The sequence below is a fragment of the Candidatus Methanoperedens sp. genome (genome assembly GCA_027460525.1).
In the GTDB taxonomy this organism is placed as follows: domain Archaea; phylum Halobacteriota; class Methanosarcinia; order Methanosarcinales; family Methanoperedenaceae; genus Methanoperedens.
Map to the genome: position 1 here is coordinate 83178 of JAPZAS010000009.1, position 16784 is coordinate 99961.

Consider the following 16784-nt stretch of genomic DNA (forward strand, 5'->3'; position numbering starts at 1 on the left):
AATATTGCATTGGGAGTTATGGCTTTGTTAAGAGGGATTTTCCCATGATTGAGGAAGAAGCAAAAAAGGCTTCTGTGAATGAGCTGATGCAGAAACTCTCATCAAGTGAAGCGGGTATTTCCTCCCAGGAAGCCCGGATGCGGCTCGCTCAGTACGGCTACAACGAGATATCTGAAAAGAAAAAGAGCCCCATCATCAAGTTCTTACGATATTTCTGGGGACCCATTCCATGGATGATCGAGATTGCAGCTTTCCTTTCTGCAATAATTCGCCACTGGGAGGATTTCGCCATAATCTTTGCACTGCTGGTGATAAATGCCGTGGTAGGGTTCTGGGAGGAACACAAGGCTGAAAACGCCATTGAATTATTAAAGCAGAAGCTTGCGCTCAGGGCGCGGGTGTTGCGCGACAACAAATGGCTCCAGATTCCGGCACGTGAGCTTGTACCCGGAGATGTGGTGCGTGTGCGTCTCGGGGACATAATCCCTGCCGATATTAAACTCATGGAGGGGGATTATCTTCTTGTTGACGAATCCGCATTGACAGGTGAATCCCTGCCTGTGGAAAAGCATGTCCTGGATATCGGATACTCAGGTTCCATAATCAGGCAGGGAGAAATGAACGCACTTGTGGTCAGCACGGGGATGAATACCTATTTCGGAAGGACTGCAAAGCTTGTTGAGGAGGCAAAAACCAGGAGCCATTTCCAGCAGGCGGTCATCAAGATCGGTGATTACCTTATCCGGCTGGACGCAGTGCTGGTGTCTATCGTATTTATTCTTGCGCTTTATCGCCACGAAAGCATACTCGATACACTTCAGTTCGTGCTGATTCTGACCATTGCATCGATACCTGTGGCACTGCCTGCGGTCTTATCTGTCACCATGGCCGTAGGTGCTATGGCACTGGCCAAAAAAGAAGCCATCGTCAGCAGGCTTGTCGCAATTGAAGAACTGGCAGGCATGGATGTTCTATGCGCGGATAAGACAGGCACCATCACCAAAAATGAGTTAACTGTTGCAGAAGTAAAGCCTTTTGAAGGATTCAAGGAAAGCGACGTGCTACTCCTGGCAACGCAGGCATCCAGAGAGGAAGACCAGGATCCTATCGATACTGCGATAATCACAGGGGTCAAAACCCTCAAGTTAATTGCAGGTGTGCCAGCCTATAAAACAATCTCATTTAAACCTTTCGATCCTGTTGCAAAGCGTACCGAAGCCACGATAGAGAGCCCCGATGGCGTCAGACTGAAAGTATCCAAAGGTGCGCCGCAGGTTATTCTATCGCTTGTAGCAAATAAGGATGCCTCCAAGGTTGATGAACTTGTCAGCGTTTTTGCAGCCAGAGGGTATCGTTCTCTCGGGGTAGCATGCACCGATGCAGAGGGGAACTGGCGGTATGCTGGAATTATTGCCATCTACGATGCGCCGCGTGAAGACTCTGCTCTGGTCATAAATACCGCGCAATCCCTTGGCGTTAATGTAAAAATGATAACAGGGGACCATATCGCCATTGCAAAGCAGATTGCATCGCAGGTGAACATGGGCACCAACATCGCACCAGCTTCCGCCTTTCTGGACAAACCTGACAGTGACGCTCAGACCATTGTTGAAAATGCTGATGGTTTTGCCCAGGTTTTTCCCGAGCACAAATACCGCATTGTCGAACTTCTCCAGAGCAAAGGTCATATCGTGGGCATGACCGGGGATGGGGTGAACGATGCCCCGGCGCTAAAAAAGGCGGATGCAGGAATTGCTGTCGCCGGTGCAACGGATGCGGCTAAATCCGCTGCAGACATCGTGCTCACAAGACCCGGGCTTTCGGTCATAATCGATGCCATCAGGGAAAGTCACAAAATATTCCAGCGCATGAACAACTATGCCACTTATCGTATCGCAGAGACCATCCGCGTACTGATATTCCTGACCCTTTCTATCATCATCTTCAACTTCTATCCACTGACCGCAGCGATGATAGTAATTCTGGCGCTGCTGAACGATCTGCCTATAATGATGATTGCCTATGACAACACAAAGCCGCTCCAGAGACCTGCAAGCTGGGAAATGCACAAAGTGCTGACCATAGCAAGCGTGCTTGGTGCTGCCGGGGTTGTTTCCAGTTTCCTGTTGTTCTATTTCAGTGAACAGGTGTTGCACCTGGATAGACCCACAATCCAGACCCTCATGTTCCTGAAACTTGCAGTGGCGGGTCATATCACTATTTATCTGACACGTACCCGAGAGCATCATTTCTGGTCGCGTCCATTGCCGGCTGGCCTTCTATTCTGGACGACTGAGATTACCCAGTTGGCAGGAACACTGCTCGCGGTCTATGGTGTTTTCATGAAACCCCTCGGGTGGAATCTGGCTGCCTTTGTCTGGATATGGGCACTGGCATTTTTTGTAATAAATGACTTTATAAAAATTTATTTTTATAAGCGACTTGAGAAGCGGTGGGGCCCTTCTCCAGAAGGTTTGAAGTTACAAATTCCAGGTCCTGACTGATAACCACTGATGTAATCTCTGCAAGCCGGGTATAGAATGACGCCCCGGCAAAACTTCGAAGCTTATCCCGGAATTCAGGAACCCACCGCACAGGGTGGCGCACAAGAAAATCCTTCTGCGCAAGACGATACCCTTTCAAAAACTCATCGCCCTCATTAAAAGCCGCCGCCTCCCTGAAGGTAAGGAAATGGAGGAACTCAAGCTCAGCCGAGATGTGGTCGGGTAATTCTCGTTTCCCTTCTTTCTGGCTCATTCTCAGCCCGAAATGCCTGTAGAACTCGCTAATCTCAAGCATGACCGAAGTCCGCGGCTCGCGGCTGTACATGCCCTCGTAAGGCGGGCAGGGTGGAAGAGGAGAACCGGTATCAAAGGTCTGTGCGAACTTTACCTCAAACTCGGGAAAAGTAACTCCTTCCAGATTATTGATAAAAAGAGACTTTTCGATCGCAGGGATATGGAGGTGGGGAAGAAGGGATATGTTCTTCTCCAGTTCGGCAAGGAACTCCCCATTCTGGAAAGTTTCGAAAACCAGCGGTGCAGGATAGCGAAATCCTGTATAGAGTAACCTGTATATGTTGCTGCGGGGAAGCGCAAGGGAAGGCAGTAATTCCTGTGGCATATATCACTCCTACTGGAGAGAAAGTAATTCCCACTCCGAGACTATTTTGTGCCCTCCGCGTTCGGCATAAGCTCCGCCCTTCCAGTTGGCAAAGGCTATTCTGTAACTTTTGCCGCGCACGAATGAGACCTGGTTCTCGGAAGCCGCAGCCATCGGCCTTGCGATGATCACATTCCATACTCCTTGCGCCCATCTCTGGTAATGCCTGAGGTTCTGGGATGCTGCGTCGGGGCTTGTCTGCACTGTCCCCATGCCGCCGCCAACGATATTCTCAGGACGAGACAAATCAGCCCTCCAGAAAATGATATTCACAGGCTTGTCCATGGCACCCATCCAGAGGGGACTGTCCTCTGTGAAGAGAGGAATTTCAAGAGCAAAAGCATCCGCAAAAACCGGATAATCGTCCACAGAATTATTTTCTGCTATGGCATTCCACTGGAGGAAGAAAAATATCTCAGTGCCGTTGTGCACCGCTTTAACCTTGACGAGCCTGTTTTCATCGGGTGCGAATGTGATTCTGGCACCCAACTCATTGAGCCTCCTGCTGAAAATGACGGTTGTCGGAGGAGCCTTATGCCAGGCAGGGTCGCCCGGGTCAAGAGCTATTGTCCCTGGTACATATACTGCTGTAATTTCTGCCTGAGGGCTGCTGTCTGCCATAATTTACACCTGGATCCGGTCTGCTTCCGAATGCGGAATCAGGATATCGATCAATTCCGAATATTCGCCTGATGCGGCTTTTTTCCGCTCGTCCTGGATAATCCCGAAGATTTCCTCGATACGCTGAGCACGCTGGTCAAGGGTCTGCTCGGGTGTATCGCCGAACAGTTTTGCCAGCGCCTCAACAGGAATGCGCGGGCGGTTGGTGAGCTGCCCGCTTGATGAATATACTGGCGGGGAAAAGGGCGGAATATAGAACACATTGGGCTGGGTTTTGAATTCGGGGTGCAGCCGCAGAGCCACTTTCCACTTATCGATTAATTTGTACACACCGCTATTCGTGTCCTCGGCATAACCGACATGATGTATCCGCCCGACGCACTGCGTGGCGCAGAAGTTCCCCTGGTGCTTCTCGATCCTGGGATAACAGAAGATGCATTTCTGTGCTATTTTTTCCTCGGGGTTGTAGTATATCTTCTTATAAGGACACCCCTTAATGCAGTAGCGGTAGCCCCTGCACCTTGTCTGGTCGACGAGAACAATGCCGTCCTCCTCGCGTTTATAGACCGCCTGGCGCGGACAGGCATCCACGCACGGCGGGTCGGTGCAGTGGTTGCAGATGCGCGGAAGATAAAAGTAATAGGAATTCGGGAAAATGCCATCGCCCACATCCTCATCCCAGTTGCTGGCATAGGCATCTTTCCCAGAAGGATTTGGCGATGGGACTAACACTCCTGCCGAAGCATCCCCTCCATCTGTTTTCAATACCTCTTCGTAGTTGTATTCCCATGGCGCGCCGTAGCCTTCGTCAATGCCTGGAAGCGGTATGCTGCTTTTATCCTGCCTGTCAAACCAGCCTCCCTGGGTTTCCCAGTCCCTGGGATAACCTTTGCCAGGCCGGGTTTCCACGTTGTTCCAGTACATATGCATCTGTCCCTTGTTCCTGTCTGTCCACATGGTCTTGCACGCCATGGTACAGGTATGGCAGCCCAGGCACTTGTTGAGGTCAGCCACCATCCTGACCTGTCTTTTTACAGGCATATCATCCAGCCTCCGAAGATTTTCGAATCTCCACGCGGGTGTCCTTCTGATTTCCCGTAGGGCCCCAGTAATTGACCTTGAAGTGAAGCTGCCCGTAGCCGCCGACAAGCTGCGTGGGTTTGATACGGATCGTCATGGGGCTCTGGAAGCCGCCCTTTTTGAAGGTGTAGCGCTCCCAGCCCTGGTACATAAGGGCGAAGCTTTCCGGCATCCGCTGCGAAATGCACAGGTGAGCGATTATAGTCCCGCTGTCATTGTAGATTTCAACAGGATCATTATCCGAAAGCCCCCGCGCTCTGGCATCGTCAGGGTTCAGGTACACGATAGGATATCCTCTCTGCAGCCGCAGCTGATACTTTGCATCCCGCCACAGGGAATGTATGCTCCACCGTCCGTGCGGCGTGACGAATCTGAGCGGGTATTTATTCCCGTCCACAGGCGGTTTGTACACAGGCAGTTCTTCATGGAACTCGTTTAAATACCAGTCATGGTCGATGTAGAACTGCTGCCGTCCCGTAAGCGTGGAGAGAGGTCGTTTCAATTCGTACATCCTCTGAAAAGCGTAATAGGCTTCGCCTGCTTTTATATCGCTTGTCCATCCCTTATCCGTAGCCACAAAGCGCCTGGGCTGCTGGTCGAGCATGTCAATTGTCATACCTTTTGTTTCCATTGAATTATCAAGGATGAACTGCCCTGCGCTTTTGTCCTCAAGAGCGCCATTGGCAGTGAAATCATTCACCAGCGTTGAAAAATCACGGGTTATGGTGGAACCGTCAGGCAGCGTATCTTCAAATGAGAACTTTGTATCCGCAAGGGCACGAGCCAGAAGCAAGAATATCTGCCAGTCGGTCTTGCTTTCAAGCTGCGGGGGGATTATTGGAGTGAATGGGGAAATATACGAGTGAAGGTCAGTTGTGCTCAGGTCCCATTTCTCGAACATGCTTGCCGCGGGCAGGATGACATCCGCGTATAAGCCCGTGGTGTTCATGCGAAAGTCAATGTCCACGATAAGGTCAAGCTTGGGCCAGAGATTTTCCAGGATATATTCCGCGCCTTTTGCCTGGTTCAGGTAGTTGGCGCCCCATACGATAAGAACTTTGGGCGTTTTACCGTTTTCCAGTGTACCTCTGGGATATAATGGCATCCAGCCCTTATCCACGCTTTCACGAATGTATTCGCTGATGGGGCGCTGCCAGAGGTCAAGACTTTCAGCGTCCCCTGCAATATTTGAGTGGACGTAAGTCCAGAGCGTGGTAGGCTGGAAGCGCTGTTTTGCATTGCCAAGAGGATAGGCAAGCTTGAAAAACCCCTCTTCGCACCAGAATTTTTCCTGTCCTACATAATGGTCAAAGCCACCTCCCGGTATCCCGACATTGCCTGTCAGGGCGGCGAGCAGGATCATGCTCCTGTTGATAAGGTCGTTGTGGAAATAGTGGTTTACGCCCGCCCCCTCGATAATCCTGGCAGGTTTTATGGCTGCAAACTCGCGGGCGATCCGGGTGATAAGACCAGGGTCCACACCTGTTATGCCGGAAGCACTTACCGGGTCATAGTCTTTGAGTTTCTTTTTGAGCAGTGAAAAAACCGGTGTTACTTCCACTTTACCGGAAAGCGTGTCGACCGTGAAAACCCCTTCAAGAGCCGGACTGATTGCGCCAAGATCCAGCGTTTTGTCCAGGCATCCCATCGTACCCGGGGCAAGTTCAGGCTTTTGTGTGGTCTCATCCCAGAAATAGAGATTACCCGTCTCCCCGTCCGATACCACATCACTTTCCCTGAGGAACTTCCCGTTTTCGGTGCGCACAAGCATCGCCATATCGGTGAACTGTTTTACATAGTTCGCGTCGTAGAGACCCTCGTTCACGATCACGTTCGCCATGCCGAGCGCCAGTGCGCCGTCTGTGCCCGGTTTCACCGGGATGAATATATCTGCATGGATCGAGACGGGGTTGTATTCGGGAAATATGGCTACGATCTTTGTCCCGTGCATCCGGGCTGCGGTCACGAAATGGGCATCAGGGATACGCGTCTCAAGCAGGTTTGAGCCCCAGATAATGATGTATTTTGAGTTGAACCAGTCCGCAGCCTCGCATGTGTCTGTCTGCACACCCCATGTCATTGGCTCGCCGGGAGGCAGGTCAGAAACCCATTCATAGAAGCTGCATACCACGCCGCCGATCAGGTTTGCAAGGCGCGCTCCTGCGGCATACGTGACCAGGAACTTGGCAGGGTTGGCAGAGTAGAAGGTCACCGTGTCGGCGCCGTGGTTGGATATGGCATCCACCATTTTTTTTGCGATGTAACTCAGGGCCTCTTCCCAGGAAGCCCTGCGCCATTTTCCTTCGCCCCGCTCGCCCGTTCGTATCAGGGGATATTTCACGCGCTGCGGACCATAAACATATTCCTTGTAATTCGCCCCTTTCTGGCATCCTCTCGGGTTGTACGTGGGAAGTTTTGTGTTGATGTCGGGATAATCGGCATACTGATCCTCCTTGAAAGCGATATTGTTCCTTACATAAACCTTCCATGTACAGGAGCCCGTGCAGTTAATCGAGTGCGTTGTCCGCCCGAAGGAATCATACTCCCACTGCTCGCGGTACAGCGTTTCCCAGCCGCGATAGGGATACTTGCCTATTGGTTCATGCACCTTCTCCAGCAGGTCCAGCGCCAGAGCATGCTTTGCTGCCAGGGCTGCCCGCTCCATGAGCTGGCGTGCAAGCGCCTGCCTTGCCGCCAAAGCTTCCTCCGATGGTCCTGCTGCAGTTTTTGTAGATTCATTCTGCGTCATGCTCGAGTTCCTATGCTATCCGGATGCTTCCCGTGTCACAACCTGTGATATTCCTTGTCATACTAACCGCCACAAATAATAATATATACAATCAGGCTTAAGGTTTATTGTGGTAACTAAAAGATATAGTGCATAAGGAGGGTGGCTCTAATTATGACTTCTTCAGGAACTTCGAAGGGGATGACATGAACTTCCAGCACGACATACTTATCGTAGGCGCAGGGCTGGCTGGGCTCAGGGCTGCTGTTGAGTGCGTGGATAATGCGGATGTTGCTGTAATAAGCAAGGTCCTTCCCACGCGCTCACATTCAGGCGCAGCACAGGGAGGTATTACGGCATCCATCGGCAATGAGGAAGAGGATCACTGGGACTGGCATATGTTCGATACTGTCAAGGGAAGCGATTACCTTGCAGACCAGGATGCCGTTGAGGTCATGGTGAGGGATGCTCCCCGTGTAATCTATGAACTGGAGCACATGGGCGTGCCGTTCAACCGCAATGCCGAAGGGAAGATAGCGCAGCGCAACTTTGGCGGTCATACGCGGGATTATGGTAAAAAACCAGTGAAGAGAGCCTGTTACGCAGCAGACAGAACAGGAAGGGTGGTGCTTGATACCCTGTATGACCAGTGCCTCCGCCACAATGTGAAATTCTACCCGGAGCACTATGTTCTTTCTCTTGTCCTTGAAGAAGGAAGGTGCGCTGGCGTTGTGACATACGACCTTGCCACAGGGGAAGTCAATCTGCTGCCAGCCAAGGCTGTTCTTCTCGCCACCGGAGGGTGCGGAAGAATCTACAAAACCACATCCAATGGCTTTGCCTCCACAGGGGACGGGTTAAATCTTGCATGTCAATCCGGGATCCCTCTCCAGGACATGGAGTTTGTCCAGTTTCATCCCACAGGGCTCTATCCTCTGGGTATTCTTGTGAGCGAAGCTGCACGGGGGGAGGGGGGGATTTTAAGGAACAGCATTGGTGAGCCATTCATGGTAAGGTACGCACCCACGGTAAAAGATCTGGCAGCCAGGGATGTTGTCTCGCGTGCGATTCTCACCGAGGTAGAGGAAGGCAGGGGTTTTGAAGGGGGATACGTGCATCTTGACCTCACGCATCTTGGAGAGGAGAAAATCCGGGAGAGGCTGTGGGAGATTGCATCGTTTGTGAGGATATACCTTGGCATCGACCCTGTGCAGCAGCCCATTCCTGTGGCGCCCACATGCCATTACATCATGGGAGGGATACCCACGGATATGGACGGAAGGGTACTGGCTGATGAAAACGGTCAGGTAGCCCCTGGATTGTATGCCGCCGGGGAATGTGCATGCGTATCCGTGCACGGCGCAAATCGCCTGGGCTGCAATTCCCTCCTCGATGTACTTGTGTTCGGAAGGAGGAGTGGAATAGCAATGAAGGAAGAGATTTCAAAATATGAACATCACCCTCCTTCAGTTGAGCCATTGAGAATCGAAGAGGAAAGAATTGCAAAACTTTTAAACCGCAATGGCAGGGAAAAAATCGGCGGGATCAGGCAACGTATGCAGTCCCTGATGATGGAGAATTGTTCGGTTTTCAGGAATGAGAAGGGGCTTGGGAAAGGGCTTCTGGAAATTCGTTCCCTGAAAGAGCGATACATGGATATCGAGCTTGAGGATAAGGGTAGGAATTTTAACTTCGAATTGATGGAAGCGATTGAACTTTGGCATCAACTTAACCTCTGCGAGGTGATATGTTTGAGCGCACTCCACAGGAAGGAAAGCCGTGGAGCCCATTTCCGTGAGGATTTCCCGGCAAGGGATGATAAGAACCACCTCAAACATACCCTCGTTTTCCAGACCCAAGAAGGAAAAGAGGTGAGGTATAAGCCCGTGAATATCACACGATTCCAGCCAGAAGCGAGGGTGTATTGATGATGCTGAAATTGAGGATTTTCCGCTACGATCCGAAGAAAGATGCAAAGCCTTACTACCAGACTTTCGAAATCGAGGCAGACCCGAAGGAGCGAATTCTGGATTGCCTGAACAGGATTCGCTGGGAACACGACTCCACACTCTCTTTCCGGATGTCCTGCGGTCATGGCGTGTGCGGCTCGGACGGGATGAGAATTAATGGGATAAGCGCGCTTGCCTGCCAGAAGCTGGTCAAGGATTTCAAGGAGAACGAGGAGATTCTCATCGAGCCCCTGGCGGTTTTCAGGGTGGTCAAGGACCTGATTGTGGACCTTGAGCCTTTTTTTGAGAAATACAATTCTGTCAAACCCTATCTCATCAAAAAAGCTCCTTCACCCGACAAAGAGCAGCGCCAGACCCATGAGGAGCACAGGATATTAGAGGAGGCGATCCGCTGCATCCTCTGCGCCTGCTGCACCGCCTCCTGCCCGGTCAATCAGGATAAAGCCACGCAAGCTTACATTGGTCCTGCTGCCCTTGTAAGAGCATTTCGATATCTTTTCGATTCAAGGGATGAGGGAACTCTGGAGAGAATCGCACTGCTTGACCAGAAGGATGGGGCATGGGGCTGCCAGACCAGGTGGCGGTGCACGAAAGTATGCCCCAAGGAGATTCCTGTCACCAAAGAGATTTTCGAAATCAAGAAACGCATCCTTGAGAGCAAAAAAGGAAAAAAATAGACACTGGTGTTACCTTCTTCTAACCAGTATCGCAACCAGCAGCGCTGAAATTGCTAAAAATGCTTCGAACGCAGGCGTTCCTGGCGTCGCGGTCGGTACCACAGTCGTTGCTATCGGTGTGGGTATTACGGTTGTAGGCACTGGTGTTGAGATCACGGTTGTATCTATAAACCTGTACAAGCCTCCTTTACCATAGTGGCACCTGAAGCACCAGCCGTTAGTGATCGAAACATCAGAGAAGGTCGCAGGCTTGGTGTCCAGGTTGACGTGGCATGTGTTGCAATTACTGTCGGTCCCATTGTAATTAGAGGCGTGGTTGCTTTCGCCCATCATCCATGTCGAGAACGGAGGATTCAAAGTGCTCGGATGATTGGGCATGGTCGGCGTATAACTATTTATTTGCGCTGCTGAGCCCAGTATACGAAATTCGAGTTTCTGGGGGCTTGTCTTGAGGGAAAGTATGACATAGGCATACCGCTCTGGGGTAAGAGTGGCGCCATCGGAATACCCCACGACCGGGGGTGCTCCCTGCCCTCTGGAGAACGTCATGATCTTGTAGGTAGGATCGGAAAGGTTGTTGTCTATCTCCGACACCCGCAACTTCTGCCCCACGGACTGGCTGATAGCGGTACTCGGGTCGTCAATACGCGTGGGCACAAGGTCGTCTGCGAGGTCATTCACACGGATGAAGTAGTCTCCTGGTGCCACGCCGCTCAGATCGAACTGGGCTTTGCCTCCAATTATTGTCGCTGTCCTGACTAATGTGCCATCAGGATTGGACAATTCAGCCTTCGCGATGGAAGTTGCCTTGATGCTCCCGTTTCCGTCCAGACCGGGCTGCAGGGTGAGCGTTAATCTGCCTGCGCCAGAAGATGTCTGGGCAGCCACCAATCCAGTAATTAAAACGAGCCATATCAAAAGACCCATCATAGATTTATTCACTAAACTTATTTTGCATGTATTCATAATCTCCTCCAAAGAACTCACTGGAGACGATACAAACCCTTTTTTTACGCACTCCAATCGCTCTTATATTCTGTATTATTTTTCCTATGCGATATATGTTTTTCCTGTATGTTGATTCAATATTAATAAAATACTGGTTATAGTTTTATATGGAAAATCGTTAAATACAATTAATTAGAATAGTCGGTATGGTAAGTAAAGGGGGAAAATATGGTAAAAGAAACTCAAAAAACGACTTTTGAACAGAATATGGCAGCCATGGGGAAGATGTCTCCCAAAGAGATGGATGCAAAATTGGCTGAATTCACCAAGATGTGCATCTGCGGCGGATGCCCGACGTATGCCGGAACAGGAGAAAAGAGATTATTATTCTGTGCAACCGGAAAAAGCAAGATAATAAAAAAAGAGAAGGGCTGTCTCTGCCCTGGCTGTCCTGTCCAGAATAAACTGGCTCTTCGATGGGACTATTACTGCCTGAAGGGTACTGGTAAAGAGCAGGCTGGAATATAATTTGGTTAAATGGCTATGCGCGGTCTGCAACATCTATGTTTATGATGAGGAGAAAGGCGACCCTCTAACAGGAATAAGCCCTGCAACAGCGGTTTCCGAGTTTCCTGATTCCTGGCGATGCCCTGTTTGCGGAGCAACCAGGGACAGGCTTGTTCAGATCTCAGAAGAGGAATACTGGCAGAAAGCAAAGGCTTATACTGATTTCACCGGGAAAAAGGAGCAGATAAGAAGTATTTTAGTCGGGGTGGATAATCCAGAAACCGCACCGGAATTAAGGCAGGAATATGGAGTACCGCTGGGCTTGCGGGGTATAGGTCAGGGTCTCACCTATCTTAACAACCTTAAAGCTCTCTCAAAATACAGGCTTAAAAATAGGCTGATTACACAGCATGGAGAGCCTGTTATTGAAACCACGTTTCTTGGGAAAAAGATCAGCATGCCCGTGCTCGGGGCTCCGATGAGCGGTCTGAGTTACGTAAGCAACATAACCGAGGAGGATTTTGCTTATAATATCCTGGCAGGGTGTAAAGTTGCCGGTACTATCGGGTTTACAGGAAATACATCTCGGGACTATGAGGTGACGCATCCTGCGATAGCTGCTCTCAAAAAGGTTAAAGGTCACGGGGTGAACATTTTCAAGCCTCAGTCGCAGGATGTTCTCTTGGACTTAATAAGGCAATCCGGAAAAGAAAAAGCAATAGCTGTTGGCATAGATATAGATGGGGCAGGCTCTGTAAATTTCACTCTGGCGGGGAAGCCTGTTTTCAGGAAAACGGTCGATGAACTGAGGGAACTCAAAAAATCAACAAAGCTTCCTTTCATTATTAAGGGGATAATGTGCGAGGAGGATGCACTGGCGGCAGTGGATGCCGGGGCAGACGTGATAGGCATTTCAAATCACGGGGGAAGGGTACTGGATTCAGGTCCAGGGGTCGCGGACGTTCTTCCTGAAATTGTAAAAGCCGTGCGAGAGGCTAAAAAAGGTAAGGAAATTGTGATAACAGCAGACGGCGGGATAAGAACAGGATTTGATGTTGTTAAAATGTTAGCTCTGGGAGCTGATTTTGTCCTCGTGGGAAGACCGCTGGCAAGGGAGGCGGTTTCAAGTGGGGTCGAGGGAGTTAAGAGGATTCTGGAGTATATCAAGACTGATGTAAGGATTGCAATGATAATGACTTCATGCAATAATCTTAAAGACATCAATGAGACTATTCTTGTTAGTTGAGCATTCTGTCGTTATATATGTCAAATCTCAAGGCTTTTATGCGCTTTTATATAAGCCGCAAGCCCTCCTTCCTGCAGTATCCTGTTCATGAAAGGTGGGAGGGGTGGAAAGGCGATTTCTGTTCCTCTGGTTTTATTCTTTATGACGCCTTTTTCCATATCAAGCAGAAGTTCATCCCCCTCGTCTATCTCATCCGTGTTGCAGGTTATGGCGGGAAGCCCTATATTGATGCAGTTCCTGTAGAATATCCTCGCAAAGCTCTTGGCAAGCACAGCCTTTGCGCCTGCCATTTTTATTATGGTAGGAGCATGTTCCCTGCTTGAGCCCAGACCGAAATTTTCTCCTGCCACGACAAAGTCCCCGCTGCGTACCTGTGCAGCAAAATCAGGTCGAGCTCCTTCCAGTACATGTTTTGCAAGCTCAGGAAGATTCGAGCGCAGATGAAAATACCTTCCGGGCGCAATAAGGTCGGTGCTGATGCTATCCCCGAACTTCCATGCCTTTCCCATCACATCACCTCCCTTGGGTCAGCGATTTCACCCTTCAGGGCAGTCGCAGCCGCAACTGCAGGCGAGCCTAAATAAATAAAAGCATTCGGGCTGCCCATCCTTCCTTTAAAATTCCGCGGCTGGGTGGCAAGGCATACGTCGCCGTCTCCCAGAATGCCGAGATGCACACCGTCGCACGCCCCGCAGCCCGGTGAGGTTACCACGGCGCCTGCTTCTACAAAAATTTCTATGGTACCGTCGTGTAAAGCTTCCAGATATACCCTGCGCGAAGCAGGAGTCACAACAACCCGGGTATTCGGGTGAATCTTTTCACCCTTCAGTATAGAAGCTGCAATATGGAGGTCTTCAAGACGTCCATTACAGGAAGTACCTATAAAAACCTCGTTGACCTTAACTCCCTTGAGTTGGCTTATTGGTTTAGTATTATCCACAAGATGCGGACAGGCAATTACAGGCTCAAGCTCCTCTGCGTTAATCTCTATTTTCCTTTCAAAATCAGCATCCTCATCAGACTTCAATTCCCGGAATTTTTCTTCCCTGCCCATTTCCCTCAGGAAATTCCTTGTCTCGCTATCTGGAGGGAATAAGCCCGCCTTCGCTCCCGCTTCCACAGCCATGTTGGCTATCGTGCTCCGCGCTGCCGTACTTAATCCCGCGATCGTGTCGCCTGTAAACTCAAGAGCTTTATAGGTGGCGCCGTTGCTTGTGATTTCGCCTATCAGATGAAGAATTATGTCCTTTGAAAAAACCCCTTTTGGAAGTTTGCCGTTCACCTCCACAAGATACGTCTCAGGCACCTTCATCCATGTCTTTCCGAGTGCTATTGCCGCCGCCACATCTGTACTTCCCATTCCCGTGGCAAATGCGCCTAAGGCGCCGCCGGTACAGGTATGCGAGTCAGCCCCGACTATAATATCGCCTGGGCAGGCGTATTTTTCCAAAACATTGTGATGGGATATGCCGTTTCCAACATCGGATAATAGTATGCCCGTTTTCCTTGCGAACTCCCTTAAAAACTCATGATCGTTGCTTAACTCCATCCTCGGGCTGGGAGAGGCATGGTCAAGGAAAAATATAGTCTTCTCCGGAGCGTAGGCTCTTTCCAGTCCCATCTCTATCATCCTGCGTACCGTGAGAGGACCAGTACCATCCTGCACATAACTCAAATCCACATCAACAACCACAACCTCCCCTGCTCGTACGTCTCTGCCGCAGTGCTCTGCGATTATCTTCTCTGAGAGGGTTTTCCCTGCCATGCTCTAACCTCTGGTTTAACATGAACTATAATCGCTCCAATTAAATAGCTTTTCGGTTTTGGTGTTAAATCTCGCATAAGTAACTTTGCGCTCTTTGAGTGCTTTGCGGTGCAGGATTTTTCACCGCAGAGGCGCAAAGTACGCAAAGGATTTGCTCAACACCAAACTTTTTTACAGTCCCGTTTCGGTTTTGGGCGCAAAAGTTTAATAGCTGCCGAATACTATTAAAATCAGGGTTAGGAACTAATCATGCAGGAAACAAAAGACATAGGATTGCGGGGAATCCCGGTAGCCGATACAAAAATATGTGCCGTAGATGGCGAAAATGGCAAACTGATATATCGGGGATACGACATACAGGAGTTAGCCCAATATTCAACTTTTGAAGAAACCGTTTATTTGCTGCTCTACGAGGCACTTCCAACCAGGAAAGAGCTGGAAATATTCAAGGAAACTCTTGTCTCAGAGAGGCAGCTTCCTGCGGGCATCATCAGGCATCTTAAGAAGAGGAAAAAAACAGCAAACACCATGGATGTACTTCAATCCGTAATACCGATGCTTGTGGATTTTGATGATGATGCAAGAGCCGGGACAAAAGTTTCCAGCATAAATGCATCAATAAGACTTATTGCCAAAATGGCGACTCTGGTTGCTTACTGGGACAGGATCAGAAAGAATCTTGATATTAAGAAACCGGATGGAAAACTCGGACATGCGGCAAACTTCCTGTATATGCTCAACGGAGATGTGCCTGATGCACAGACAGCAAAGGATTTTGATACCTGCCTTGTTCTTCATGCAGAGCACAGCTTCAATGCCTCCACCTTTGCCGCGAGAGTGGTGGCATCAACCAGAGCCCATATGTATGCATGCGCGGGCGCTGCGCTGGGTGCACTCTCTGGCGAACTCCACGGCGGCGCCAATACCGAGGTAATGAAAATGCTTTTTGAGATTGATACTATTGAGAGGGTGGAGAAATGGGTAAATGCAAAATTAGACGCCAAAGAGCGGATTATGGGTATGGGTCATGCGGTCTATAAAACCATGGACCCCCGTGCCAGGATACTCCTGGGTATTTCAGAAAAACTGGCAGAGAGAACAGGAAATATAAAATGGTTTGAGCTCTCCCGCAAAATTGACAGCGCAGCCAGGGTAGAGTTTAAAAAGCGCAAAGGTAAGGACATATACCCCAATGTGGATTTCTACAGCCCTTCAGTCTACTGCGTGATGGGAATTGATCCTGACCTCTTTACTGCGGTTTTTGCAGTTTCAAGAATCGGAGGCTGGTGCGCTCATATTATAGAGGAAAAATTTGCCGAAGCGCAGCCAAAAGCCGTTATCTATAGACCGGAAGCTGATTATGTCGGGAAATACTGCGGGAGCGAAGGATGCAGATATGTGCCCATAGAGAGAAGGGAGCAATAGAAGAAAATCGGAGGAAAATCGATGAAATTAAAAGACGTTGAAATTGTAGTTATGAGTGATGAAGAATACGGGGAGCACCTCGACCAGCTATTTGAAAGGGTCAGGCGCGGCGAGATACATGAGCCAGAGCCACATAAGATAGTGGCACGCACAGCGGAGGATATTGGAAAGATACTGACCCGCGAGCGCCTGCGCTTACTTTCGAAAATCAGGGAAAAAACTCCGGAATCCATAAGCGAACTGGCAAGGATGCTGAAGCGCAAGGAATCGAATGTATATAATGACCTTACTTTCCTTGAAGGCATAGGTCTCCTTGAGCTTAAAGAAGGGAAAAATCACGTCAAGAAAGTGCCTGTTGTTGATTATGATGCGCTGCATATAACGGTTCCACTGACTGCGTAAGTCTCTTTAATAGAAAGCCGTCTTTATTAGTATCATTGAGCCGGTCTTTTAAAACGTGGTTAGTATTGCAACCCGTAGAGGGCAGTCATGAACCTCGTTTTGAAAAACGAGGCATCCCGGGCCCGGATGCTCAGGGGTTTCCTGTTCTATCGGTTTTCTGAAATTCTGTTTTTCTTTTCAGGCGCATGTTAGGAATTTAAAAACAGGAAAGAGTTCAACCAAAAATTTAATAACAAGAATTACCCTTCAATAA

General features: G+C 49.6%; 14 protein-coding genes. 7 read left to right on the plus strand and 7 right to left on the minus strand.

What is annotated here, in order from left to right; genetic code table 11:
- Positions 1 to 44: 44 nt before the first annotated feature.
- Positions 45 to 2504, plus strand: a complete 2460-nt coding sequence (locus tag O8C68_03150; protein MCZ7394803.1) for a plasma-membrane proton-efflux P-type ATPase — start codon at positions 45 to 47, stop codon at positions 2502 to 2504.
- On the opposite strand, the gene O8C68_03155 is transcribed toward O8C68_03150, so the two are convergent.
- The 4 genes from O8C68_03155 to O8C68_03170 are packed head-to-tail and all read right to left on the minus strand — an operon-like array spanning position 2416 to position 7612.
- On the minus strand, positions 2416 to 3123 hold the full coding sequence (locus tag O8C68_03155; GenBank protein MCZ7394804.1) for a molecular chaperone TorD family protein: 708 nt from the start codon (positions 3121 to 3123) through the stop codon (positions 2416 to 2418). The genes O8C68_03150 and O8C68_03155 overlap by 89 nt on opposite strands.
- Positions 3124 to 3132: 9 nt before the next feature.
- Positions 3133 to 3783: an ethylbenzene dehydrogenase-related protein gene (locus tag O8C68_03160; GenBank protein MCZ7394805.1), complete on the minus strand. Its 651-nt coding sequence runs from the start codon at positions 3781 to 3783 to the stop codon at positions 3133 to 3135.
- 3 nt (positions 3784 to 3786) lie between these two features.
- Positions 3787 to 4824 carry a respiratory nitrate reductase subunit beta gene (locus O8C68_03165; GenBank protein ID MCZ7394806.1) on the minus strand — a complete coding sequence of 346 codons (1038 nt, stop codon included), beginning with the start codon at positions 4822 to 4824 and terminating at the stop codon, positions 3787 to 3789.
- Position 4825: 1 nt separating this feature from the next.
- Complete coding sequence (locus O8C68_03170; protein MCZ7394807.1) at positions 4826 to 7612, minus strand: molybdopterin-dependent oxidoreductase; 2787 nt, start codon at positions 7610 to 7612, stop codon at positions 4826 to 4828.
- 128 nt (positions 7613 to 7740) lie between these two features.
- Between O8C68_03170 and sdhA the strand changes: the two genes are divergently transcribed.
- Together sdhA and O8C68_03180 are read left to right on the plus strand one after the other, a co-directional pair.
- The gene (sdhA, locus tag O8C68_03175) at positions 7741 to 9519 is read left to right on the plus strand and encodes a succinate dehydrogenase flavoprotein subunit (GenBank protein ID MCZ7394808.1); all 1779 of its coding nucleotides are present in this window, start codon (positions 7741 to 7743) and stop codon (positions 9517 to 9519) included.
- Positions 9519 to 10238 (plus strand): succinate dehydrogenase iron-sulfur subunit, encoded by a 720-nt coding sequence (locus O8C68_03180; GenBank protein ID MCZ7394809.1) that lies wholly within the window; start codon positions 9519 to 9521, stop codon positions 10236 to 10238. Before sdhA ends, O8C68_03180 begins: the two co-directional genes overlap by 1 nt.
- Positions 10239 to 10247: 9 nt before the next feature.
- Here the strand turns inward: O8C68_03180 and O8C68_03185 are convergent, their stop codons facing one another.
- Positions 10248 to 11204: a hypothetical protein gene (locus tag O8C68_03185; protein MCZ7394810.1), complete on the minus strand. Its 957-nt coding sequence runs from the start codon at positions 11202 to 11204 to the stop codon at positions 10248 to 10250.
- Between the two features lie 210 nt (positions 11205 to 11414).
- Between O8C68_03185 and O8C68_03190 the strand changes: the two genes are divergently transcribed.
- The gene (locus O8C68_03190) at positions 11415 to 11714 is read left to right on the plus strand and encodes a DUF2769 domain-containing protein (GenBank protein MCZ7394811.1); all 300 of its coding nucleotides are present in this window, start codon (positions 11415 to 11417) and stop codon (positions 11712 to 11714) included.
- Between the two features lies 1 nt (position 11715).
- Complete coding sequence (locus O8C68_03195; GenBank protein MCZ7394812.1) at positions 11716 to 12939, plus strand: alpha-hydroxy-acid oxidizing protein; 1224 nt, start codon at positions 11716 to 11718, stop codon at positions 12937 to 12939.
- Between the two features lie 20 nt (positions 12940 to 12959).
- Here the strand turns inward: O8C68_03195 and O8C68_03200 are convergent, their stop codons facing one another.
- Positions 12960 to 13451: a 3-isopropylmalate dehydratase small subunit gene (locus tag O8C68_03200; GenBank protein ID MCZ7394813.1), complete on the minus strand. Its 492-nt coding sequence runs from the start codon at positions 13449 to 13451 to the stop codon at positions 12960 to 12962.
- Positions 13448 to 14704 carry a 3-isopropylmalate dehydratase large subunit gene (locus O8C68_03205; GenBank protein ID MCZ7394814.1) on the minus strand — a complete coding sequence of 419 codons (1257 nt, stop codon included), beginning with the start codon at positions 14702 to 14704 and terminating at the stop codon, positions 13448 to 13450. Before O8C68_03205 ends, O8C68_03200 begins: the two co-directional genes overlap by 4 nt.
- 249 nt (positions 14705 to 14953) lie before the next feature.
- Between O8C68_03205 and O8C68_03210 the strand changes: the two genes are divergently transcribed.
- Positions 14954 to 16129 carry a citrate synthase gene (locus O8C68_03210; GenBank protein MCZ7394815.1) on the plus strand — a complete coding sequence of 392 codons (1176 nt, stop codon included), beginning with the start codon at positions 14954 to 14956 and terminating at the stop codon, positions 16127 to 16129.
- A gap of 21 nt (positions 16130 to 16150) precedes the next feature.
- On the plus strand, positions 16151 to 16531 hold the full coding sequence (locus O8C68_03215; GenBank protein ID MCZ7394816.1) for a hypothetical protein: 381 nt from the start codon (positions 16151 to 16153) through the stop codon (positions 16529 to 16531).
- The last annotated feature ends 253 nt before the right edge of the window (positions 16532 to 16784 follow it).